The organism is Duncaniella dubosii (assembly GCF_004803915.1).
Classification (GTDB): domain Bacteria; phylum Bacteroidota; class Bacteroidia; order Bacteroidales; family Muribaculaceae; genus Duncaniella; species Duncaniella dubosii.
Map to the genome: position 1 here is coordinate 2,402,444 of NZ_CP039396.1, position 22,226 is coordinate 2,424,669.

18 protein-coding genes, 1 rRNA gene and 1 pseudogene are annotated in these 22,226 nt (G+C 49.4%); all 20 read left to right on the plus strand.

The annotated features are described in order from the left end of the window. Positions 1 to 153 precede the first annotated feature (153 nt). The 20 genes and pseudogenes from rrf to asnS all read left to right on the plus strand — a co-directional run bounded on the left by rrf (position 154) and on the right by asnS (position 22,144). A 5S ribosomal RNA gene (gene rrf / locus E7747_RS10450) occupies positions 154 to 262 on the plus strand. A 296-nt stretch (positions 263 to 558) separates the two neighbouring features. After that, positions 559 to 2,085, plus strand: coding sequence for a capsule assembly Wzi family protein (locus tag E7747_RS10455; protein WP_136415817.1), 1,527 nt, complete (start codon positions 559 to 561; stop codon positions 2,083 to 2,085). 52 nt (positions 2,086 to 2,137) lie between these two features. Beyond that, entirely contained in the window at positions 2,138 to 2,593 is a 456-nt protein-coding gene (locus E7747_RS10460) for a lipocalin-like domain-containing protein (RefSeq protein WP_168185307.1), read from the plus strand. A gap of 51 nt (positions 2,594 to 2,644) precedes the next feature. Then, a complete protein-coding gene (locus E7747_RS10465; RefSeq protein WP_136415821.1) occupies positions 2,645 to 3,634 on the plus strand; it encodes an NAD-dependent 4,6-dehydratase LegB in 990 nt (329 codons plus the stop codon). A gap of 8 nt (positions 3,635 to 3,642) precedes the next feature. After that, a complete protein-coding gene (locus E7747_RS10470) occupies positions 3,643 to 4,617 on the plus strand; it encodes an ATP-grasp domain-containing protein (protein ID WP_136415823.1) in 975 nt (324 codons plus the stop codon). Continuing rightward, on the plus strand, positions 4,614 to 5,627 hold the full coding sequence (gene neuB / locus E7747_RS10475) for an N-acetylneuraminate synthase (protein ID WP_136415825.1): 1,014 nt from the start codon (positions 4,614 to 4,616) through the stop codon (positions 5,625 to 5,627). Before E7747_RS10470 ends, neuB begins: the two co-directional genes overlap by 4 nt. Before the next feature lie 110 nt (positions 5,628 to 5,737). Then, entirely contained in the window at positions 5,738 to 7,171 is a 1,434-nt protein-coding gene (gene rpoN / locus E7747_RS10480; RefSeq protein WP_136415827.1) for an RNA polymerase factor sigma-54, read from the plus strand. Between the two features lie 219 nt (positions 7,172 to 7,390). Further along, positions 7,391 to 7,999 carry a phosphatase PAP2 family protein gene (locus E7747_RS10485; RefSeq protein WP_123615585.1) on the plus strand — a complete coding sequence of 203 codons (609 nt, stop codon included), beginning with the start codon at positions 7,391 to 7,393 and terminating at the stop codon, positions 7,997 to 7,999. A gap of 40 nt (positions 8,000 to 8,039) precedes the next feature. Next, positions 8,040 to 8,546, plus strand: a complete 507-nt coding sequence (gene purE, locus E7747_RS10490) for a 5-(carboxyamino)imidazole ribonucleotide mutase (protein WP_123615584.1) — start codon at positions 8,040 to 8,042, stop codon at positions 8,544 to 8,546. A gap of 74 nt (positions 8,547 to 8,620) precedes the next feature. Further along, positions 8,621 to 10,285, plus strand: coding sequence for a (E)-4-hydroxy-3-methylbut-2-enyl-diphosphate synthase (gene ispG / locus E7747_RS10495; protein ID WP_168185387.1), 1,665 nt, complete (start codon positions 8,621 to 8,623; stop codon positions 10,283 to 10,285). Between the two features lie 90 nt (positions 10,286 to 10,375). Then, the gene (gene ribD, locus E7747_RS10500; protein WP_136415830.1) at positions 10,376 to 11,338 is read left to right on the plus strand and encodes a bifunctional diaminohydroxyphosphoribosylaminopyrimidine deaminase/5-amino-6-(5-phosphoribosylamino)uracil reductase RibD; all 963 of its coding nucleotides are present in this window, start codon (positions 10,376 to 10,378) and stop codon (positions 11,336 to 11,338) included. Beyond that, the gene (locus tag E7747_RS10505) at positions 11,335 to 11,904 is read left to right on the plus strand and encodes a GNAT family N-acetyltransferase (protein ID WP_136415832.1); all 570 of its coding nucleotides are present in this window, start codon (positions 11,335 to 11,337) and stop codon (positions 11,902 to 11,904) included. Before ribD ends, E7747_RS10505 begins: the two co-directional genes overlap by 4 nt. Continuing rightward, the gene (gene dacB / locus E7747_RS10510; protein WP_136415834.1) at positions 11,901 to 13,310 is read left to right on the plus strand and encodes a D-alanyl-D-alanine carboxypeptidase/D-alanyl-D-alanine endopeptidase; all 1,410 of its coding nucleotides are present in this window, start codon (positions 11,901 to 11,903) and stop codon (positions 13,308 to 13,310) included. The genes E7747_RS10505 and dacB overlap by 4 nt, the downstream gene beginning before the upstream one ends. After that, a complete protein-coding gene (locus E7747_RS10515) occupies positions 13,279 to 14,010 on the plus strand; it encodes a hypothetical protein (protein ID WP_136415836.1) in 732 nt (243 codons plus the stop codon). The genes dacB and E7747_RS10515 overlap by 32 nt, the downstream gene beginning before the upstream one ends. 8 nt (positions 14,011 to 14,018) lie before the next feature. Next, entirely contained in the window at positions 14,019 to 14,732 is a 714-nt protein-coding gene (gene rsmI, locus E7747_RS10520) for a 16S rRNA (cytidine(1402)-2'-O)-methyltransferase (protein ID WP_136415838.1), read from the plus strand. Positions 14,733 to 14,758: 26 nt separating this feature from the next. Then, on the plus strand, positions 14,759 to 15,637 hold the full coding sequence (locus E7747_RS10525) for a Cbp1 family collagen-binding glycoprotein adhesin (RefSeq protein ID WP_123615577.1): 879 nt from the start codon (positions 14,759 to 14,761) through the stop codon (positions 15,635 to 15,637). A 129-nt stretch (positions 15,638 to 15,766) separates the two neighbouring features. Next, positions 15,767 to 17,767 carry a type I pullulanase gene (pulA, locus tag E7747_RS10530; protein WP_228449137.1) on the plus strand — a complete coding sequence of 667 codons (2,001 nt, stop codon included), beginning with the start codon at positions 15,767 to 15,769 and terminating at the stop codon, positions 17,765 to 17,767. A 275-nt stretch (positions 17,768 to 18,042) separates the two neighbouring features. Next, positions 18,043 to 18,875 (plus strand): annotated as a pseudogene (gene purU, locus E7747_RS10535) (formyltetrahydrofolate deformylase). Between the two features lie 309 nt (positions 18,876 to 19,184). Further along, the gene (locus E7747_RS10540; RefSeq protein ID WP_136415840.1) at positions 19,185 to 20,729 is read left to right on the plus strand and encodes a pseudouridine synthase; all 1,545 of its coding nucleotides are present in this window, start codon (positions 19,185 to 19,187) and stop codon (positions 20,727 to 20,729) included. A gap of 23 nt (positions 20,730 to 20,752) precedes the next feature. Next, positions 20,753 to 22,144 carry an asparagine--tRNA ligase gene (gene asnS, locus E7747_RS10545; protein WP_136415842.1) on the plus strand — a complete coding sequence of 464 codons (1,392 nt, stop codon included), beginning with the start codon at positions 20,753 to 20,755 and terminating at the stop codon, positions 22,142 to 22,144. Positions 22,145 to 22,226: the final 82 nt, after the last annotated feature.

Genomic DNA, 22,226 nt, shown 5'->3' on the forward strand with positions numbered 1-22,226 from the left:
AGTCGCTGAATCGTACATCCGCTGGCAAACGTAACAAGGCCTCGGGAATCGTTCGGTGGCCGGTTCAAGAGAAGGTTACTCATGTAGCTTCACTTCGCTTCCACGCCTCTTTCTAACCTTACAAAGCAGGATACCGTTCCTGACCGAAGACACTAAGGTGGCTATAGCGTGAGGGCTCCACCTCTTCCCATTCCGAACAGAGAAGTTAAACCTCACCACGTCGATGATACTGCGAAAGTGGGAAAGTAGATAACCGCCCCTTCTAAACGACCGAAGCCTGAGATGCAGATAGCGTCTCAGGCTTCGGCTTTTTTATGAACTATAGTTGTTTTTAGATTATTTTTGTTTTTTTGATTGATAATCTCAATTTGGGGTTGTATATGCTTGCTTTATTATCGCGTTGATATTTAATTGATGATGAAACAGGTCTAATTTCTGTTATGCCGCATGCAGATGATTGGTGTTCGGGTTATTTTATGTAACTTTGTGGCGATAATCATACACTGCAACGACCGGATAGAAATGTCGAATACAGACGATACGATTATTCTTATGTTTATGAAATTTTATAAGGTTGCAAAATATAATCTGGCTCTCGCGTTTACGGTATTCTCTATTACCGGGAAGGCAGAAGATGTTTTGCATTATGAGGCTTCGGCTTTTGCCGGAACAGGCTCGGGGAAATTTGCTCCATACTACATATCTTCATTGGAACACGGACGTTTTACGCAGGCTGACAACGTAAGGCTCGAAGCTTCCTTCTGGAAAGATGTCGATTACGAGAAGCGCTTTTCGTATGGTTTTGGTGCAGATGTCATAGGTGGCTATGCTTCTTCTGTAGCCTATGAGCGTTATAGTGCTGAAACCGAATCGTGGTTTTCCCACAAAGAATCGCCCTCCTCTGTCTGGTTGCAGCAGCTTTATGGTGAATTGAAATTCAGAGGCGTTTTTGCTCAGCTCGGGCTTAAGGAACAGAATTCGGCTTTGCTTAACCAGCGCTTGTCGAGCGGCGATCTGATTGAAAGCGGCAACACTCGTCCGATGCTTCAGGCCCGTGCCGGATTCTGGGATTTTCAGAATATCCCTTTTACAAACGGTTGGCTTCAGATTTCAGGTGAAGGCGCATTCGGCTACATGGCAGATGATGGCTGGTGGAAAAATCACTACAACTACTATGGCAATCACATCACCACTCATCAGCTCTATAACTATAAGCGTGTATATTTCCGCACTAAACCATCGAAACCGTTTTCTGTGATTTTCGGCATGCAGGCGGCAGCTGTTTTCGGCGGTACTACCAAATGGTATTACAACGGAGAGCTGACCCGCACGCAAAGTCATCCGAAATCATTGAAATATTTTGTAAAAATGCTGTTCCCGATGGAGGATGGCGGCGAGGGTTTCTACTCAGGCAACCACCTTGGCAGTTGGGATATACGTGGGCGCTATCGTCTTAAAAACGGAGACGAACTTTTTGCCTATACCTCATGGTTGTGGGACGATGGATCGGGAATAGGTAAGCTTAATGGCTTTGACGGGCTGTGGGGCATTGAATATAAAGCCTCCCGTCCGGGATACATATCAGGCGTCGTAGCCGAATATTTTGATTTTACAAACCAGAGTGGCCCGATTCATTTCAATCCCGGAGACTACGACGGTTGTACTCTTCCAGGGCATGTCTCAGGCGCTGACGATTATTATAATAATGCGTCATATAATGCCTATGCCTATTTCGGCATGGCTTTGGGAACGCCTGTTATGATGTCTCCTATATATAATCTTGACGGTAATCCGAATTTTGTCGCAAACGCGGTACGCGGTTTCCACATCGGTCTTGAAGGAAATATTACACCATCTCTCGACTATCGTGTCAAAGGTGGTTACCGCAAGGCTTGGGGAACTCCCTTCAACATGTTGCCTCGTCCGATTCATCTGACCTCTGTTATGTTGGAGGCCGGATGGCATCCTGCTACTGTCAATGGTTTGACAATCAATGCAAAAGTCGAGCTTGACCGTGGCAATATGCCTGAGAATGCTTTCGGGATTCTTGTCGGAGTGAGATATGACGGATTGTTTAACTTTTAATTCTGAAGTTATAGTGTTGTCTACACATATAAAAGCTAAAGTAACAAAGACCATGACTGTATTTGTGGTCTGTCTGACTGTCATTATTATGTCCGGGTGTACACGCCATAACGGCGATATCGGCGACTTGTTTGGGGAATGGAGACTTGAACGACTTACGGCCGACGGTCAGGAAACGGAGCTATATGAGACACCCGACGCCCCGCTGCTTTACACATGGGCTTTTCAGGGCAATATCATACGAATCAATACCATCTATGCCCATAACCGTGTATTCGAGTGTTTCGGGACATGGATGCGTGAAGATGATTTGCTTGAATTGTGTTTTATCTACCATGATAATCTTCAGGGAACAGATTACCTCTATACTCCTCCTCAAGCGATGTGTTTTTCATCCGATGGTGTCACGCGCCTTCACATTGACCGTCTGACAGGCAAAAAGATGGAGGTAAGCTACACCTCTACTGAAGGGGTAGAATATAAGTATTATCTTACCCATCCGCATTAGGCATCTGTCTCTGAACATAAAAACAACTTAGATATTAAGAAAATAACATATATGGATAGCATTAAAGAAAAAGTGCTCGTCACCGGTGCTGACGGCTTTATCGGGTCTCACCTGACTGAAGCTTTGCTTGCCGAGGGCTACAAGGTGAGAGCTTTGAGCCAATATAATTCATTTAACGACTGGGGTTGGCTTGAAGGAATCAATAATCCGGATCTGGAAATTGTTACAGGCGATGTCAGAGATCCGAATTTCTGCCGTCACATAACCGAAGGCTGTTCTACTGTCTACCATCTTGCAGCACTTATCGCCATTCCGTATAGCTACGTCGCGCCCGACAGCTACGTAGACACAAATATCAAGGGGACTCTCAATATGTGTCAGGCTGCGCGTGACTGCGGTGTGAAGCGGCTTGTCGTGACCTCGACAAGCGAGGTCTATGGTACGGCGAGATATGTCCCGATTGACGAAAAACATCCCCGGCAGCCCCAGTCGCCCTACAGCGCTACTAAAATCGGGGCGGATGCTATCGCCATGAGTTTCTATAACGCATTCGGACTTCCTGTGGTCATAGCACGTCCGTTCAACACCTATGGCCCGCGTCAGAGTGCCCGTGCGATCATACCTACGATTATCACACAGATAGCTAATGGCGCTCGTGAAATCAAGGTCGGAGATCTCACCCCCACACGTGATTTCAACTTTGTCAAGGATACGGCAGCCGGATTCATCGCGCTCGGAAGAGCAGAGGGCATAGAAGGAAAAGAAATCAACATTGCCACCGGCACTGAGGTAAGCATGCGTCAGACTCTTGAGACTATTGCTGATATAATGGGCGAGAAAGTCGATTACGTTGTCGATCCTGCCCGCTTGCGTCCATCGGGCAGTGAAGTGTTCCGCCTTTGTGGCGACAACACTCTTATAACCTCTCTGACAGACTGGCGTCCTCGCTATGACCTTGAAGCCGGTCTCCGCGATACGGTCGAGTGGTTTACGAAGCCTGAAAATCTTGCTAAATATAAATCGGGAATCTATAACGTTTGATTTTTATCATGAGCGGACAGACTGACAATAGCGGCAAGCGCCGGAACATAAACATTCTGTTTCTCGGCGGTGCTAAGCGTGTTTCATTTGGACGGAAATTGATAGAGGCCGGCCGTGAGCTTGACATGGATGTCAGGATTTATAGCTATGAGCTTGAGCCTGAAGTCCCGGTTGCTCTCGTCGGCGGTGTCATTATCGGACGCAAATGGAATGCGCCTGACATCCTTGAACATCTTCATCAGATAGTCTCTGCCTATCATATTGATGTGATGCTTCCGTTTGTTGACGGGGCTATTTCCATTGCCGGAGCATACGTGGCCACTTATGGAGACTCGTGGTCCCCTGTTGTCACACCCGGAAAGGCTGACACCCTGTTTGACAAAGTGTTGTCTGCCCGTGAGTTCGAGTCGCTTGGCCTCGACATTCCTCCGACATATACCGGCGGTCGCCCTGTTTTCCCGCTCATCGCCAAGCCGCGTCGCGGATCTGCCTCGAAAGGTATTGAAGTCATCAACGGCATCAACGAGTTCAAGCGTATTTCGAAAATAGCCGACGAATATCTCATTCAGACCTACTATCCCGAGCGCGAAGAGTTCACTGTTGACTGCTACATATCCAAGCGTGGCAAGATTCTTTGCGTCAGTCCCCGAAAGAGACTCGAAGTGGTCGGTGGAGAAGTTTCGCGCACTGTCACTGTCGACAGTCCTGAGCTGCTTGAGGCTTCAGTTGATGCGATTGTCAGGATTGGTCTCCGCGGTGCGGTCACACTTCAATATCTGCGCGACCTTCGGACAGGTCGACTGATGCTGATGGAAATAAATCCCCGTCTCGGCGGAGGTGTGGTATGTTCGGTTCATGCAGGAGCTGACATTCCGTCAATGATATTGAAAGAGGCGGTCGGGCTGCCGCTTGAGCCTGCCGCAAAAATAAAAGCAGGCACTATGATCTGCCGTTATTTTGAAGAAGCTGTGTTTAACGTATGAAAAAGACTGGAAAAATAATCATAATCGCCGAGGCAGGAGTCAATCACAATGCCTCGATGGAGATGGCACGCAGAATGGTAGTCGAGGCCGCACGCGCCGGTGCTGACTATGTGAAATTTCAGACAGCCGTGCCTGAACTTGTCATATCTTCAATAGCCCCGAAGGCGGCCTATCAGAAGGAGGCCACGGGCGAAGGTGAATCGCAGCTTGATATGTGTAAGGCTATCCATCTACCTCTGAGTGCCTATCCTGAGCTTGCGCAGCTGTGTCGTGAGGAAGGCATCGGATTCATGAGCACACCTTTTGATCTTGTAAGCATTGATGCGCTTGTGCCATTGCAGATGGACTTCTGGAAGATACCTTCGGGCGAGATTACAAATCTTCCATATCTGCGCAAGATTGCGTCAATTGGAGGAAAAGTCATACTTTCGACAGGCATGTCGACAATCATTGAGGTCAATGAGGCCGTTGAAATCCTTGTCAACGGCGGAATCCGGCGTGAGGATATCTATTTGCTCCACTGTACCACTCAGTATCCGACTCCGTATTCCGATGTCAATCTGTTGGCAATGGAAAGTCTGCGTAAGCTTAATGTAGGAGGCGTAGGTTACAGCGACCACACACTTGGCATAGAAGTCCCGGTGGCGGCAGCCGCTCTTGGCGCACAGGTTATCGAAAAACATTTTACTCTTGACAAGTCTCTGCCCGGACCTGACCACCGGGCGTCGCTTGATCCGGCAGAACTTGCAGCGATGGTCAAGGCTGTCCGTCATATTGAGATGGCTCTTGGATCTGGAGAGAAGCGTATTGCCGATTGCGAACGCCCGAATATAGAGGTGGCGCGTAAAAGTATTGTGGCTGCACGGCCGATTTCCGCCGGCGAAGAGTTTACCGAGGAAAATATCACCGTCAAGCGACCCGGAAATGGAATAAGCCCGATGGACTGGGATTCTGTTATCGGTAAAAAGGCGAAAAAAGATTTTCCATACGACTCTTTGATTGAACTTTAAAGCCCTGTATTCATTTCTAATTGTAGAGGATGTAAAATTTAGGCCTGTATGTCCCTCTGAGAAGTTTTTCATTCACGTGTCTTTAATCCTGTTTGTCGCATTTTAATAAAATGAAAGGTTCGCTACGATTATCACTTTCACAGAAATTGCAACAGCGGTTGTCGCCGTTGCAGATGCGTTTCGTACGTCTTCTTGAGATGAACGGATTGGAGATTGAAGACGAAGTTCGTCGTGAACTTGACGATAATCCGGCACTTGAAGTCGCTGATACACCCGCGATTGAAGGAGATGATGATTTCAACGAAAGTGCCGAGGACCTTCAGTTGGCCGATTATCGCGATGAAGACGAGATTCCTTCCTATAGGTTCGAGGCAAACAACCGTTCGGCCGACGATGATTTTTATGAGCCGGTAGCCGTTGCCGACGAAGGTTCGCTTGGAGAGTCACTGACACGTCAGCTTTCAGAAACCGATATTGATGCGCGCGATTTACAGATTGCACGCTACATAATAGGGAATCTTGACGATAACGGATATCTCACGCGGACACTGACACAGATTCTTGACGATCTGGCGATTAATGCCGGAATTGACGTTCCGATGGAGCATTTGCGTGAGATTGTAGGACGAGTGCGTGCGCTTGACCCTCCCGGAGTTTGTGCCTATGACTTGCGCGATTGTCTTGTGTTGCAGTTGCGTCGGATGCCCCGGTCCGACATCCGGGATCTTGCGCTTGAAATCGTGGAGCATTATTTCGATATATTCTCATTGAGACATTTCGACAGGCTCGCATCGATGCTCGATGTCGACCGCGACAGACTTCGTGAGGCAGACGAATTGATTCGCTCTCTTAATCCAAAACCCGGCGGACAGATTGGTGATAGTGCAGGCGATGAAAAATCGCGTCACATAATTCCTGATTTCAATGTCGAGGTCGACGGGAATGTCGTCACACTTTCACTCGTCAACAACGTCCCGGAACTGACAATCGAGAGCAGTTTTGTCAGCGACGGCAACAGTTTCATATCTGTAGCAGGTGCTTCGGGCGAACACAAAGCTGCACGGGCGTTTATAAACCGTAAGCGTGAGGATGCCACTGAATTCATCGAACTTCTCCGTATTCGTCAGGAGACGCTTTACAAGGTCATGTCTGCCATTGTGAAGTTGCAGCATGATTTTTTTATAAGTGAGGATGAGAGCTGTCTGCGTCCCATGATATTAAAGGATGTGTCGAATGAGACCGGCTATGACCTTTCGGTGATTTCACGTGCGACTGCCGGAAAATATGTCGCCACTCCCGGCGGGATATATCCGTTGAAATTTTTCTTCAATGAAAAAGTGGGTTCTGACGAGGATGCGTCCTCTCGCGAAATCCTTGCAGCCATACGTGAGCTTATCGCCCGAGAGGATTCCGACCACCCTCTTAGTGATGATGCTTTGATGAAGCTCCTCGCTGAACGAGGCTACGACATTGCCCGCCGCACGGTGGCTAAATATCGCGAACGCCTCTCTATACCCGTCGCCCGACTGCGAAAGAAAATCTGATAATTTATATGGATTTTATGGTTTGTCGGCTGTTTTTTATTGTTATTTGACAGAGTGATTGTATTTTGAGGTGTGGTATTGCCACAATGGTACCAAAATATAGAATAAGATAATTTATTGTCAGTGTCCGGCTTTGCCTTTAGCAAATAAAACGCTAAATTTGCGTTTAAATATGTCGATTCACTCGTTTGAAATGACATTTCGGTTGTTTAGAATAATATGAAGAAAATTTCAGAAATACTGTCAGCGGTGTTTTCTCCGTTACTTGTTCCTACTTACGGAATGGTACTCGCCGCTTTCCTGACGATACTCCGGATGCTGCCGTCAAATCTGCTCTGGACGGCAATAGGCATAACGTTTGTCATAACATGCCTTGTCCCGGTCTCAGCCATCGTGGCTCTTTATCGGAGCGGTGTGATAAAAGATCCCGCACTCAACAACCGTACCGAGCGCTTCATTCCCTATGGAGTGGTTGTGCTCTGCTATCTTGGCTGTGGTTTCTTTTTCTATAAGGCAAGTGCTCCGTTCTGGCTCCCGATGTTTTTTGCCGGCGGAGCTTTGGCAACAGTTATCAGCACGGTTGTGAACTGCTGGTGGAAAATCAGCGCGCATGCAGCCGCTATGGGCGGACTGGTCGCCCTTGTATTCAGAATTGTAGCCTCACATTATGCACTGTTTAATATGAATGTGTGGCTGTCGGGTGTGATAATTGTGGCAGGACTTGTAATGACCGCCCGTGTCTATCTCAGCCGTCACACTCTGTGGCAGGTTCTTGCAGGATGTGCCAATGGCTTCCTGTGTGTCTACCTGATGTCAATGATTAATTAAAAACCAACGTTATCAATCATACAAGAATAAAAGCATTATCATGAAACCAATAGTCAGCATCATCATGGGAAGCACAAGCGACCTTCCCATCCTGAAAAAAGCGGCCGACTTTCTCAATCAGATGGAAGTGCCCTTCGAGATGAATGCCCTTTCCGCTCACCGCACGCCCTCTGAAGTCGAAGAGTTTGCCCGTGGAGCTGAAGGCCGTGGAATAAAAGTGATTATAGCCGCCGCCGGAATGGCCGCCGCTCTTCCCGGGGTGATTGCAGCCATGACCCCTGTCCCTGTCATCGGTATTCCTATCAATTCGAGTCTTGACGGCATGGACGCACTCTATTCAATCGTTCAGATGCCTCCGGGTATTTCGGTAGCGACAGTCGGAATAAATGCCGGCATGAATGCGGCAGTCATGGCGGTGCAGATTCTCGCTCTCGCCGATCCGGCGCTTGCAAAACGCTATGGCGATTACCGTTCGACTCTTTCTCAGAAAATAGTCAAGGCTAACGAGGAACTGAAAACCGTAAAATATGACTTCAAGGTCAATTGATTCCACAGTGGATTCAAATTGATTTTGTAGCTTCATATCCATCGCATTATAAACAAGACATGAATCACAGCAGAATCAGAAATTTCAATTATAACCGCCGTTCGACATGGCCTGTCAGAGTCGGGCATGTGGAAATCGGCGGTGAAAATCCCATACGCCTTCAGTCCATGACTTCGACCAGCACAATGGACAGTGAAGGGTCGGTTGCCCAGATCAGGCGCATTGTCGACGCCGGTGGCGAGATTGTGCGCCTTACCGCACAGGGTGTCCGTGAAGCGGAGAATCTTGCCGATATTTCCTCACGTCTGCGTGCCGGGGGAATTAACACTCCGCTTGTGGCTGATATTCATTTCAATCCGCGTGCGGCTTTCGCGGCTGCTTCGAGAGTGGAGAAAGTGCGTATCAATCCCGGCAATTTCGTTGATCCCGGACGTGTATTCAAGAAGATTGACTACACCGATGAGGAATATGCGGCCGAGATTGTCAAGATTGAAGAAGGACTCGTGCCTCTGCTCGATATATGCCGTGAACACTCCACTGCATTGCGCATCGGTGTGAACCACGGTTCGCTTTCCGACAGGATTATGAGCCGCTATGGCGACACTCCGGCCGGCATGGTCGAGAGTGCGCTGGAATTCCTACGCGTATGTCTCCGACACGATTTCCGTGATGTGGTGATTTCAATAAAGGCTTCCAACGTCGGTGTTATGGTCGAGACTGTGCGTCGCCTTGTAGCGGCGATGGATGCCGAAGACATGCACTTCCCGCTACATCTCGGTGTCACCGAGGCAGGAGATGCGGAAGACGGACGAATCAAATCGGCTGTCGGTATCGGTTCATTGCTGGCCGACGGCATCGGCGATACCATCCGTGTCTCGCTCAGCGAAGAGCCTGAATTCGAGATTCCGGTGGCACGTGCGATAAGCGGTTTTATCACCGGGCTTGCAGCCGGAAAAGAGGTGAAGTCCCAGCCGGTTCCGGAATCCTATAATGAATTTTCGCCTTTACGCCGGAGCAGTGTGTGGTCCACACGCCAGCCTGTTGTAGTCGGACTCGACATGAAGCCGTCAGACCTCGCGGACGCAATCACTGCATTGGCTGAGGATGGTCTGTCTGACGGACTTCGTGAAGAATTGGCCGCCGATAGCTCACGTCTGCTCATCCTTGACAGCAAGGATGAAAACGCGATAGGACATATCCGTTCGTTCATGTTTGCGATGATGAACAGCGGTCTGACAAATCCGGTCATCATACGCCGTGACTATAGCGGTCTGAGCGAGGACAATCTCATAATCGCCGCTTCTATCGAGCTTGGTTCTGTCCTTCTCGCCGGTTTTGCCGATGGATTGTGGATTGAGTCGGGCGATATGTCCCGCGAACGTCTTAACGAAATCTCGCTTGCCATCCTTCAGGCAACCCGTCTGCGCATTTCGAAGACTGAATTCATATCATGTCCCGGATGCGGACGTACTCTTTATGACCTTCAGTCGACACTGCGCGACATCAAGGCTGCGACATCCCATCTTAAAGGATTGAAAATAGGAGTGATGGGCTGTATCGTAAACGGTCCGGGCGAAATGGCCGACGCCGATTACGGATATGTCGGAGCTGCCGCCGGTAAAATCAGTCTCTACAAAGGCAAAGAGTGTATAGAGAAAAACATACCTGCCGCCGATGCTATCGAACGCCTCGTGGCCTTGATCAAGGAAAACGGCGACTGGACCGATAAAGAAGATTAGAAGATTAAGAGTGTGTCTGATATTTACTGTCGGACACACTCTTGCTCCGGCCATTTTGCCGGAATGCTATTAAATTTTTATTTTTGAAACATGGAGACTGACGAGAAATACATGCGTCGTGCCTTGGAACTGGCACGTCACGGAGAGCTTGATGCCTCACCCAATCCTATGGTCGGAGCTGTGATTGTCGACACTTCAGGCAGGATAATAGGGGAGGGCTGGCACCGCCGTTGCGGCGAAGGCCATGCCGAGGTCAATGCTGTGGCTTCGGTCAAAGACCGGGATTTGCTTAAAGATGCGACGATGTATGTCACCCTTGAACCGTGTTCCCATTACGGGAAAACACCTCCATGTGCCGATATGATTGTCGAAAATGGGATTCCGCGTGTCGTAATAGGCACACTCGATCCCTTCGCTAAAGTGGCTGGACGCGGAGTGGCCAAGCTTCTTGATGCCGGAGTCGAGGTGATGACCGGTATGCTTGAGAAAGAGTGCCGGGAGCTTAACCGCAAGTTTATGACCGCTCATAGCCTACAGCGCCCTTACATCACTTTGAAATGGGCACAGAGCGCCGACGGATTTATCGACGGACACATCTCCACGCCTCTTAATTCAATGCTTGTCCATAAGCTGCGTGCCACGCACGACGCAATTCTTATCGGCAGCGGGACTGCGCTTGCCGACAATCCGACACTGACAACCCGTTTCTATGCAGGAAAATCGCCTGTCAAAGTCGTGCTTGACCGCAGAAAGCGTCTTCCGGCAGACCTGCGGCTGTTTTCCGACGGCGATGTCATTGTGATCGATGGCGAAATGACGCTTGCAGAGGCAATGCACACATTATATAATAAAGGTATAAGTTCTGTGCTGGTCGAGGGTGGAGCGCAGATCATGGAATCGTTTGCCAAAGACAATCTCTGGGACGAAATCAGGGTAGAGGTTTCGCCTGAACATATCGAAGGGAAAATAAAAGCACCGTCACTTCCTAAAACAGACACAATTCCAGATATCCGGGTTGTTGACGGACATAAAATAATCAGTTATAAAAAATGAAAATTGTAGAAGCACGCAAAGAGGATGCACCGCTGATAGCTCGTTCGATAATGGATGCTGTCGGCGAGGAAATCTGTCTGGGTCTCGCAGGCCGGAATCACACTCTTGAAGATGTCAAAGGGCTGTTCACCCGTCTGGCTGAGCGCGAAGACACCCAGTATAGTTATCTCAACACCCTTGTTGCCGTTGACGACGACGGAAAGACAGTCGGGGTGTGCGTCGGTTATGACGGAGCGAAGCTCGATGAACTTCGCAAACCGTTTTTTGAAGCAGTCAGGCGCGAACTTGGCAAGGATATGGGCGATGTCGAAGACGAGACGGATTCTTCGGAATTCTATCTCGACACTCTTGCAGTCCTGCCTGCATATCGAGGCCGTGGCATCGCATCGCAGTTGCTGGAGGCGTCTGTCCGCCGGGCAGCGTCGACAGGGAAACCCGCCGGGCTGCTTGTCGACAAGGATAATCTAAAGGCTCGCCGTCTTTATGAAAAGGTTGGTTTCACGCAGGTCGGAGAACGTCCGTTCTGCTATGTTATGATGGATCATCTGCAGTATAGAGGCAAATGAAAACCATACTTAAAATCAGGGCGGTGATTGCGCTGACATTCATCGCCTGCTCTGCCTTGGCCTATGCCTTCCCGCTTAACGTACATGGTCTCGACACTCTGAACACTGCAATCCTTATACGCGATCTCCGTTTTGGCCATGACATTGTGTCGGCCAATATTGACCGCTCATTGATTCCGGCTTCCGTCATGAAATCGGTGACCGTAGCCTCGATGCTCAATCTTGCGGACCCGCAGGAGCGCTTCGCCACTCCTGTAGTCGCCACAGGGAAAATACGCAACGGTGTGCTCGAGGGAAATCTTGTGGTTAAGGTGTGTGGCGATCCTACAATCGAATCCCAGTTTCTTCCCGAGACACAGGGCTTTGCCGACAGTATCGCTGCTGCCGTGCGTCGTATGGACATCACTAAAATCCGAGGAAATGTACTGATTGACGAATCCGACTTTCCCGACGCGACCACTCCTCCCGGCTGGATGGACGAGGATATACCTTGGTATTACGGCGCTCGCCTTCAGGGTGCGAATTTCCGCGACAACCGTTTCCGTCTCCGCTATCCGTCAAAAAAGACTGAGCCGTTTGTCCCGGATTTGAAATTCAGTGTTATCAAAGGCAAGGGGAGCAAGATTGACCGCAAGGACGGTTCAGAAACTTTCCTTGTGAGAGGTACTCGTGCAATCAACGACATTTTCTCTATGCCTTATCCGCGCAAGGCCATGAGCTATGAGATCGTATCGACACTCAAACGGGCCGGGGTCGAGGTGGCCGGGCAAAGTGTAAAGCCTTCGGATGAGGAGACTGAAATTTACGTCCACCATTCATCTCCGTTCGGGGAAATCATGCAGAGTCTCATGTTTCGTTCCGACAATCTTATGGCCGAAGGCATGCTCCGGGCTCTCACGCCGGGTGGCACCCGTGCCGATGCGATAATGGAGGAACAGGCTGTGTGGTCAATGGCCGGGATAAGCGCTCATGGCATAAATATCGTGGATGGCAGCGGTCTTTCACGCGACAACCGCCTGACGGCGAGATTTCTTGGAGATGTCTACACTTATATGGCCACAGATTCGTTTTCGAACGATTATCTGACACTTTTTCCGAAAGCCGGTTTTGACGGAACGATGAAAAATTTTCTTGTCTCCACGCCGTTGTCAGGACGTGTCGCAATGAAAACCGGCTCGATGAAAGGTGTGCAGAGCTATGGAGGCTACCTTTTTGATGAAAACGGCTATCCGACACATGTAATCGTGTTTATGGTCAACAATTTCAGATGTAGCCGTGCTGCCTTGAAAAAAGATATTGAACGTTTGTTATTAGAAAAATTTAATGTAAGTTTGCAGATTGAAAACCCAATAGATGCAGACGACCAAGAAAACAATGATGAACAAAGACTTGACCGGGCTACTTAATCTGGCCTACGAAATAGAAGGACTGCTGATGCTTCATATTAGCAGAGGCGAGGAAGCCGCCCCGGAGATGGGACAACTTCTGACTGCCAAGGCTGAGAAGCTCTTGGCAGGACTGAAAGCCGACAGTTGTGCCGATGACACGCATACGGAGTCACAAGAAGATGAAATTGCCACCACTTTCACGGTGGCCGGTGCCTCTTGTGGCGAAGCTCCGGCGGTTGAGGCTGAAAAAGACGTGACTGTCGTTGAGCAGCCGGCTCCGACAACCGCTCCCGTTACAGTGAGTGAAGCAATGGCCGGAGGCAGCGAATCTGAAAAGGTTGCCGAGGCTGCTGTCGACACTACCGAAGCAGATGATGAAGCTGTGGCTGAAAATGCCATAGCCGAAGAGACGGCCGATGCCGATGTCGTGCCTACTGTCAACGACACGCTTGCTGCGGAGACCCAGCTGACACTCGACGAAAAGCTCGCGCGTGAGCGTGCGGCAGACATCTCGAAGGCATTCACTCTAAATGATCGTTTCCGTTTCCGCAGGGAACTGTTCCGAAATTCCGATGATGAATTCCGTGAGACGCTTGAAGCTATCGGCAGCATGGCGGATATGGATGAGGCTGAGGACTACTTCTTCAATGACCTTTGCTGGGATTCCTCCGATCCAGTGGTCAAGGAGTTTATGGCTATAGTCGCCAAACATTTCTGACACGACGCATGGGTAAATTATATATAGTACCGACACCTGTAGGAAATATGGCCGACATGACTCCGCGCGCCGTCGAAGTGCTGAAGTCATGTGACCGCATATATGCCGAGGACACACGCACATCGGGTGTGTTGCTACGTCATTTTGACATATCGACCCCGTGTTCGAGTCATCACAAGTTTAACGAGCACTCTACTGTACGTCCGATTATCGAACAGCTCATGGCCGGCGAGAACGTGGCGCTGATATCCGATGCCGGCACTCCCGGCATCAGTGATCCCGGTTTTCTCCTGACACGCGAGTGTCGGCGAGAGGGAATCGAGGTCGAGACCCTTCCCGGGCCGACAGCCTTTGTCCCGGCTCTTGTCAATTCGGGTCTCCCGACTGACCGATTCACCTTCGAAGGCTTCCTGCCACCGAAAAAAGGCCGGCAGACGCGCATAGAGAGAATCGCTGCCAGTGACTGCACTTCGATTGTCTACGAATCGCCGCTGCGTCTCGTTAAGACACTGGAACAGTTTGCCGAGGCTTGCGGACGCGACAGGGCTGCATCCGTGTCGCGTGAGATTTCAAAACTCCACAACACTACGGTCAATGGAACATTGGGAGAACTCGTGGAATATTTTGGACAAAACCTTCCGCGAGGAGAAATTGTTATAGTGATAGGCGCTCAGGAAAGCGCAGGACCGAAAGTCCATAAAAACAAGTATAAAGACGCATAAAAATTCACACATCAACTACGAAATTTATGAAAAAGATCGCGACATTGGCAGTCATCGCAACTGCAATCCTCTCTTCATGTAATGGAGGTAAACTCCGAGAAGCAGAAGCTCAGAACGAACAACTCAAAGGCGACCTTCGTGAGACACTCGCCACTCAAGACAGTCTTCTCGTGCTTGTGAATGATATTTCCGACGGGATGTCACAGATCAAGGATCTGGAAAAAATCATCGCCACCCCCGGTTCGCTCGGGGAGTCAGACTCACGAAAGGAGCAGATCAAGAACGATATGATTGCCATCCAGCAGGCGCTTCAGGAACGCCGTCAGCGTCTTGAAGAGCTGGAAAAGAAGCTTGCGGCAGCCGGTGGCGAAAGCTCTACGCTCAAGCGCACCGTCTCGAATCTCAAGGCTCAGATTGCAGAGCAGCAGACAGAAATCGCTACATTGACCAATCAGCTTGCAAGCGCCAACATCAAGATTGAGGAACTCAGCGCGCAGGTGACAAGTCTTGATGCCGCCAACGATTCGCTCAACATCGGTCTCAATGCGGAGCGTGAGCAGAAGCAGGCTGCCGAAGAGGCCGCTACTGCCGCTGACAAGGAACTAAATGCCGTATACTATGCCATCGGTACAGGAAAGGAACTGAAGGAAAAGAAGATTCTTGAATCAGGGTTCCTCCGCAAGACCAAGGTTATGAAGGGAGATTTCGATATGAGTTACTTCACCACTGCAGACCGCCGTGAACTGACTCAGATTCCGACTCACAGCAAGAAGGCAAAAATTATGACTTCGCAGCCCAAGGATTCATATACGATTGTTGACGAAAACGGCCAGAAGGTTGTAAAAATCACCAATCCCGAGAAGTTCTGGCAGCTCTCAAACTTCCTTGTGATTGAAGTCGACTGATATTTATAGCTCTCCTCAAAAAACTCTCTCCCCAAAGAAACACACGGATTTATATTATATTTTTTCATACTTGCATCGGGAGTTTCGGCTCCCGATTCTTTTCATTTTTAATTAATACCATTTCCGACAATGAACCAAGGATTATCAATCGTGACAATGCTTGCACTCAGCGCGGCTTCGGCTGTTTCGGCTCAGAATGCCGATGCTGTATTTAAGACTTATCCTGCCTATGGAGGCGAAGACCTTGAGCTGACTGTCAATGACAGCGGCACTCACTGGCGTCTGTGGTCGCCAGCTGCCGAGGGTGCGCGCGTCATTCTCTACCCGACAGGCGTGAACACTTCCGCCACCGATACAATAGCCATGACCCGGGGCGAGAGCGGGACGTGGGTGGCCAACGTTCCTGAAAAGCTCTATGGCAAGTTTTATACATTCTCGATTCTCAATAAGGGCAAATGGCTCGACGAGACTCCCGGTGTTTGGGCCAAGGCTGTCGGTGTCAACGGCAAACGTGCCGCCATTATCGATTTTGCCGGAACAAATCCTGAAGGATGGAATCTTGACAAAGGTCCGGCGATCAAACACATCAATGACGCGGTCATCTATGAGATGCACCACCGCGATTTTTCTGTACATCCGTCGTCTGGCATAGCTGCCAAGGGCAAGTTCCTTGCTTTGACCGAGGAGGCTACACGTTCACCTAAAGGCGACAAAACAGGCATCGACCATTTGAAGGAACTCGGTGTGACCCATGTGCATATCCTTCCTTCCTACGACTATAACAGTGTCGACGAAGCCAATCTTCCCACCAATACCTATAACTGGGGTTATGATCCTCAGAACTATAACGCACCGGAGGGTTCTTATTCGACCAATCCGTCAGATCCTTCGACCCGTGTTCTGGAAATGAAAGAGATGGTCAAGGCACTCCATGACAACGGTATCGGTGTGATTATGGACGTGGTCTATAACCATACAGCCGAAAACGACGGTTCGAATTTCTCGCTTACAGCTCCGGGCTATTATTACCGTCACCGTCCCGACGGAAGCTACAGCGATGCTTCGGGCTGCGGCAACGAGACAGCCTCTGACCGCCGGCAGATGCGTGATTTCATAATTAATTCAGTGAAATACTGGGCCAAGGAATATCACATCGACGGCTTCCGTTTCGACCTCATGGCAATCCACGACATCGAGACAATGAACGAAGTCGCTGCCGCGCTCAAGGAAATCAATCCCGATATTTTTGTTTATGGCGAAGGGTGGACGGCCGGCGATTCTCCACTCCCTGTCGAGCAGCGTGCCCTGAAAGAAAACGTGGCCAAGATGCCTCAGATTGCAGTGTTCAGCGATGACATCCGCGATGCTATCAAGGGACATTACACTGATGCTTCCGATCGGGGATTCGCCACAGGCAAGCCCGGACTTGAAGAGACCGTTAAAATCGGAATCGTCGGTGCTACAGCACATCCGCAGGTCGACTACTCGAAGGGCAACAATTCGAAATTTCCCTATGCCTCAGCTCCGACACAGATTATAAATTATGTGTCGTGTCACGACGACCTCATGCTCACCGACAAGCTCCGCAAGTCAATGCCCGACGCGACCGACGCCGAGCGTCAGCGCGCTGCCCGTCTTGCCCAGACAATAGTGCTGACCTCGCAGGGAACTCCCTTTATTTTTGCCGGCGAGGAAATTTTCCGCGATAAGAAGGGTGTCCATAATTCCTACAAGTCGCCCGACTCAATCAATGCGATAGACTGGAATCTGAAGCATGACAATGCCGGACAGTTCAATTACTACAAGGAGCTTATCAGACTTCGCAAAGAACATCCGGCTTTCCGCATGACAACTGCCGAACAGGTGCGGAAACATCTGAAATTTGACAATGTGAACGAGCCTAATCTGATTTCATATTCGTTGACCGACTATGCCAACGGAGACGAATGGAAGGAAATTAAGCTCGTGTTTAACGGATCTGACGAGCCGAGAGAAGTAAAGATTCCAAAAGGAAACTGGACAGTTATAGCGGAAGACGGCAATATCAATGCCGATGGTCTCGGAACTGCAAAAGGAGGCAAGATGACGATAGCTCCACGTTCGGCGCTCATTCTCGCACTGACAAAGTAAAAAGGTGTGACATGCACCTATAAAAGACAAAGAATAACAGATTTTAGCTGATGAATCCGGCTTTAGTGCCCGACTTTAAAGATAAAATCTGTTATTCTTTGTCTTTTTCGATTTAGCAATATCCGGATTACTATAAATTCTTATGTTCTGCGAACTTTATGCTGTGATTCGTTGGTGGTTTATGGAAAAAAGTCTGTATTTTTGCAGGGTATTTTACAAAACGAAAAAACTTAAGGTAAGTGGAAAGCAAAAAGAAGCCAACGGCCATACTCAGAATGCACTGCCCCGACCAGCCGGGGATTATTGCGGTGATAACTGACTTCATCACCACAAACCGGGGCAACATAATCTATCTCGACCAGTATGTCGACCGTGTGAACGGCATATTCTATATGCGTGTCGAATGGGAACTGGAAAACTTCCTTATCCCGTCTGAAAAAATCAACGAATATTTCACCACGCTTTATGCCAAGCGCTATGAACTGACTTATCGTATCAGTTTCTCGAAACGTCGTCAGAAAATGGCAATATTCGTGAGCAAAATGTCACATTGTCTCTACGACATGCTTGCCCGTCACATGGCCGGGAATGGGATGTGGATATTCCTGTAATAATCAGCAATCATCCCGACCTTGCTATAGCCGGGCGGCAGTTCAACATTCCTTTCGAGCATATTCCTGTCAACCGCGAGAACAAAGCCGAGATGGAGCAGCGGGAATTTGAGATTCTTGACCGCTACGGGATTGATTTTATTGTGCTTGCCCGCTACATGCAGGTTCTGTCAGAGGATTTCATCAATCGCTATCCCAACCGTATAATAAATATCCACCATTCGTTTCTTCCCGCCTTCGTCGGTGCGAAACCATATCATCAGGCTTATGAGCGCGGTGTCAAACTCATCGGAGCGACAAGCCACTATGTGACCGCCGATCTTGACGCAGGTCCTATAATCGAGCAGGATGTGGTTAGAATCAGCCATAAGGACACGATTGACGAACTTGTGAAAAAGGGACGTGACCTTGAAAAGATAGTGTTGTCGCGGGCGGTTGAGAAACATATCCAGCGCAAGATTCTGACATACGACAATAAAACCGTCGTTTTTAGTTGAACATTAGACCCGTTTTGATGGTTTTCGCTGGTGTGAGGCCATGTATGATGCGAAAAATTCATCAAAATTGTATAGGATAAAATAAAAATTATTTCTAATTTTGCATGTGAGTTATGCAGAGGACTTATTGTTCCATACATGACCATATCCGATAGGAAAAATTGGCATTAAAAACGAAATTTTTGACCAGTTAACACGATGCCCTTTTCGGGCGAAAATAACAAACTAAACAGCAGAACATAAAGTTAAAGACAGCCGCGAGGCATGCACTAATCAAATTTATCTCAACTCAAAATTTAAAATTACTTCATGGACAGCAACGAAAAGAAAAGCAAGCGCCCGCGTATCGGAGTGCGCCCGGTGAGCTCAGACAGTGCCGAAAATCTCAAAAACGACTTCAACACACAGGAGGGAAACCATCAGTCTGATTCGCAGGAGCGTCATCAGGGATCCTATAACTCCTATGGTAACAACCGTCCTTATCAGCCCAGACCCTACAACAATAACCGTCAGGGAGGATATGGTAACAACCGTTACAGCAACAATCAGGGAGGCTATAACCGTTACAACAACAATAATAACCGTTACAACAACTACCAGCCACGTCCGATGGCCAATCCGCAGCTTGAAGGCGAGCCTCAGAGCGCGGCTGAAGGGAGTGTGACAAACACTGCCGAGGGTGAGAATGCGGGCGGCTATCAGCCCCGTCCACAGTATAACCGCTACAATCAGGGCGGTTACAACAATAACGGTAATCATTATAACAACAACCGTCAGGGCGGTTACAATAACAACCGTCCTCAGGGTGGCTACAACAACCGTCAGGGCGGCTACAGCAACAACCGTCAGGGCGGCTATAACAACAACCGTCAGGGCGGTTACAACAACAACCGTCCTCAGGGCGGCTACAACAACAACCGTCCTCAGGGCGGTTACAACAATAACGGTAATCATTATAACAACAACCGTCAGGGCGGCTATAACAACAACCGTCAGGGTGGCTACAACAACAACCGTCCGCAGGGCTTTAAGAAACCCAATCCTCGTCAGAACCAGTATGGCATGCCTCAGGGAGGCCGCAGTTTCACTCCGCGTCCCCGTCGCATAGAATACGAAGTGCCTGTTCCCGATCCTAACGAGCAGATTCGTCTCAACAAGTTCATGGCCAATGCCGGTCTGTGCTCGCGCCGTGAGGCTGACGAATATATCCAGCAGGGTCTCATCAAGGTCAACGGCGAGGTGGTGACCGAGCTCGGAACAAAGATTTCACACAACGATGTCGTCGAATACAACGACAAGGTTGTGACTCTCGAAAGCAAGTGCTACATCCTTCTCAACAAGCCGAAGGACTGTGTGACCACAAGCGACGATCCCAACGGCCGTCTCACTGTCATGGATCTCGTGAAGGGTGCTTGCGAAGAACGCATCTATCCCGTAGGACGTCTTGACCGCAACACTACAGGCGTACTTCTTCTCACAAACGACGGAGATCTCGCATCGAAGCTCACCCACCCGAAATTCGTGAAGAAAAAAATCTATCACGTATGGACCGACAAGGATATCGCCGAGGAGGACATGCAGCGTATCGCCGACGGCATCGAGCTTGAGGACGGTCCTATCCACGCTGATGCAATCTCTTATGCCACCGAGACTGACCGCAATCAGGCCGGTATCGAGATTCACTCCGGTCGTAACCGCATCGTGCGCCGTATCTTCGAAAGCCTCGGTTACCACGTCACCAAACTCGACCGTGTGTATTTCGCAGGTCTCACCAAGAAGAATCTTCCCCGCGGTCGTTGGCGCTATCTCACTCAGGAAGAGGTCAACTTCCTTAAAATGGGTTCATTCGAATAATTTAATATAGAATACACTTGCAAATGAAAAGGACTAAAGTCGTCGATCTTCTCAAAGACGCTGCCCTTATCGGATCTGAGGTTTTGGCCAAAGGCTGGGTGCGTACCCGCCGTGGTAACAAACACGTGCAGTTCGTGCAGCTCAACGATGGTTCGACCATAAAGAATATACAGATTGTGTTTGACATGGCCAAGTTTACCGACGAGGAGCTTAAGCCTGTCACCACCGGCTCAAGCATCTGTGTCAGAGGGCTTCTCGTAGAGTCGCAGGGCAAAGGCCAGACTTGCGAGATTCAGGCAGAATCGCTTGAGGTCTACGGCACAGCCGACGTGGAGTCATACCCTCTCCAGAAGAAGGGTCACACTCTCGAATTCCTCCGCGAGATCGCACATCTCCGTCCGCGCACAAACACATTCGGCGCTGTGCTCCGTGTGCGCAGCACCCTCGCTTTTGCAATCCACAAGTTCTTCAACGAACGCGGATTCCAGTATCTCCACACACCTCTCATCACAGCGAGCGACTGCGAGGGTGCAGGAGCTATGTTTCAGGTCACCACTCTCGACCTGAACAATCTTCCAAAGGATGAGGAAGGCAAGGTTGACTATTCGCAGGATTTCTTCGGAAAGCCCACTGCCCTGACTGTCTCAGGTCAGCTCGAAGGTGAGCTTGGCGCGACTGCCCTCGGCCAGATCTACACTTTCGGTCCGACTTTCCGCGCTGAGAATTCCAACACTCCCCGTCACCTCTCGGAATTCTGGATGATAGAGCCGGAAATGGCTTTCTATGACATCACCGACAACATGGATCTTGCCGAAGAGTTCGTGAAATATTGTATCAACTACGCTCTCGAACATTCGCTTGACGACATCACCTTCCTTCAGGAGATGTATGACAAGGATTTGATTGATCGTCTGAAATTCGTTGTCAACAACGATTTCGTCCGTCTTTCGTATGGCGAAGGTGTGAAAATCCTTGAAGAGTCCGGCAGGAAGTTTGAATTCCCTGTTCACTGGGGTACTGATCTCCAGAGCGAGCACGAACGCTATCTCGTTGAGGAACATTTCAAGAAACCTGTCATCCTGACCGACTATCCCAAGGAAATCAAGGCGTTCTACATGAAGCAGAACGAGGACGGAAAGACTGTCCGCGCGATGGACGTGCTTTTCCCGCACATCGGCGAGATTATCGGTGGTTCAGAGCGTGAGGAGAACTACGACAAGCTTCTCGCACGTATCGAAGAGCTTGGCATTCCTATGAAGGATATGTGGTGGTATCTTGATACCCGTCGTTTCGGCACGGTTCCTCACTCCGGCTTCGGCCTCGGTTTCGAGCGTCTTGTGCTCTTCGTGACCGGCATGACGAATATCCGCGACGTGATTCCTTTCCCCCGTACTCCGGGCAAGGCTGAATTTTAAAAGTTCTTATCGAAAGATAAACAAGTTTCATAAAAAACGCATCACCGACCCATTGGCTACGGTGATGCGTTTTTTTTGTGTA

What these genes read in the sequence shown, in the direction of transcription:
- asnS (WP_136415842.1), top strand. Translation starts at nt 20,753, where the DNA reads ATGAAAAGGACTAAAGTCGTCGATCTTCTCAAAGACGCTGCCCTTATC.
- E7747_RS10460 (WP_168185307.1), top strand. Translation starts at nt 2,138, where the DNA reads ATGACTGTATTTGTGGTCTGTCTGACTGTCATTATTATGTCCGGGTGT.
- E7747_RS10515 (WP_136415836.1), top strand. Translation starts at nt 13,279, where the DNA reads ATGATGAACAAAGACTTGACCGGGCTACTTAATCTGGCCTACGAAATA.
- dacB (WP_136415834.1), top strand. Translation starts at nt 11,901, where the DNA reads ATGAAAACCATACTTAAAATCAGGGCGGTGATTGCGCTGACATTCATC.
- E7747_RS10455 (WP_136415817.1), top strand. Translation starts at nt 559, where the DNA reads ATGAAATTTTATAAGGTTGCAAAATATAATCTGGCTCTCGCGTTTACG.
- E7747_RS10470 (WP_136415823.1), top strand. Translation starts at nt 3,643, where the DNA reads ATGAGCGGACAGACTGACAATAGCGGCAAGCGCCGGAACATAAACATT.
- E7747_RS10540 (WP_136415840.1), top strand. Translation starts at nt 19,185, where the DNA reads ATGGACAGCAACGAAAAGAAAAGCAAGCGCCCGCGTATCGGAGTGCGC.
- E7747_RS10505 (WP_136415832.1), top strand. Translation starts at nt 11,335, where the DNA reads ATGAAAATTGTAGAAGCACGCAAAGAGGATGCACCGCTGATAGCTCGT.
- E7747_RS10485 (WP_123615585.1), top strand. Translation starts at nt 7,391, where the DNA reads ATGAAGAAAATTTCAGAAATACTGTCAGCGGTGTTTTCTCCGTTACTT.
- pulA (WP_228449137.1), top strand. Translation starts at nt 15,767, where the DNA reads ATGAACCAAGGATTATCAATCGTGACAATGCTTGCACTCAGCGCGGCT.
- rsmI (WP_136415838.1), top strand. Translation starts at nt 14,019, where the DNA reads ATGGGTAAATTATATATAGTACCGACACCTGTAGGAAATATGGCCGAC.
- E7747_RS10465 (WP_136415821.1), top strand. Translation starts at nt 2,645, where the DNA reads ATGGATAGCATTAAAGAAAAAGTGCTCGTCACCGGTGCTGACGGCTTT.
- purE (WP_123615584.1), top strand. Translation starts at nt 8,040, where the DNA reads ATGAAACCAATAGTCAGCATCATCATGGGAAGCACAAGCGACCTTCCC.
- rpoN (WP_136415827.1), top strand. Translation starts at nt 5,738, where the DNA reads ATGAAAGGTTCGCTACGATTATCACTTTCACAGAAATTGCAACAGCGG.
- ribD (WP_136415830.1), top strand. Translation starts at nt 10,376, where the DNA reads ATGGAGACTGACGAGAAATACATGCGTCGTGCCTTGGAACTGGCACGT.
- E7747_RS10525 (WP_123615577.1), top strand. Translation starts at nt 14,759, where the DNA reads ATGAAAAAGATCGCGACATTGGCAGTCATCGCAACTGCAATCCTCTCT.
- neuB (WP_136415825.1), top strand. Translation starts at nt 4,614, where the DNA reads ATGAAAAAGACTGGAAAAATAATCATAATCGCCGAGGCAGGAGTCAAT.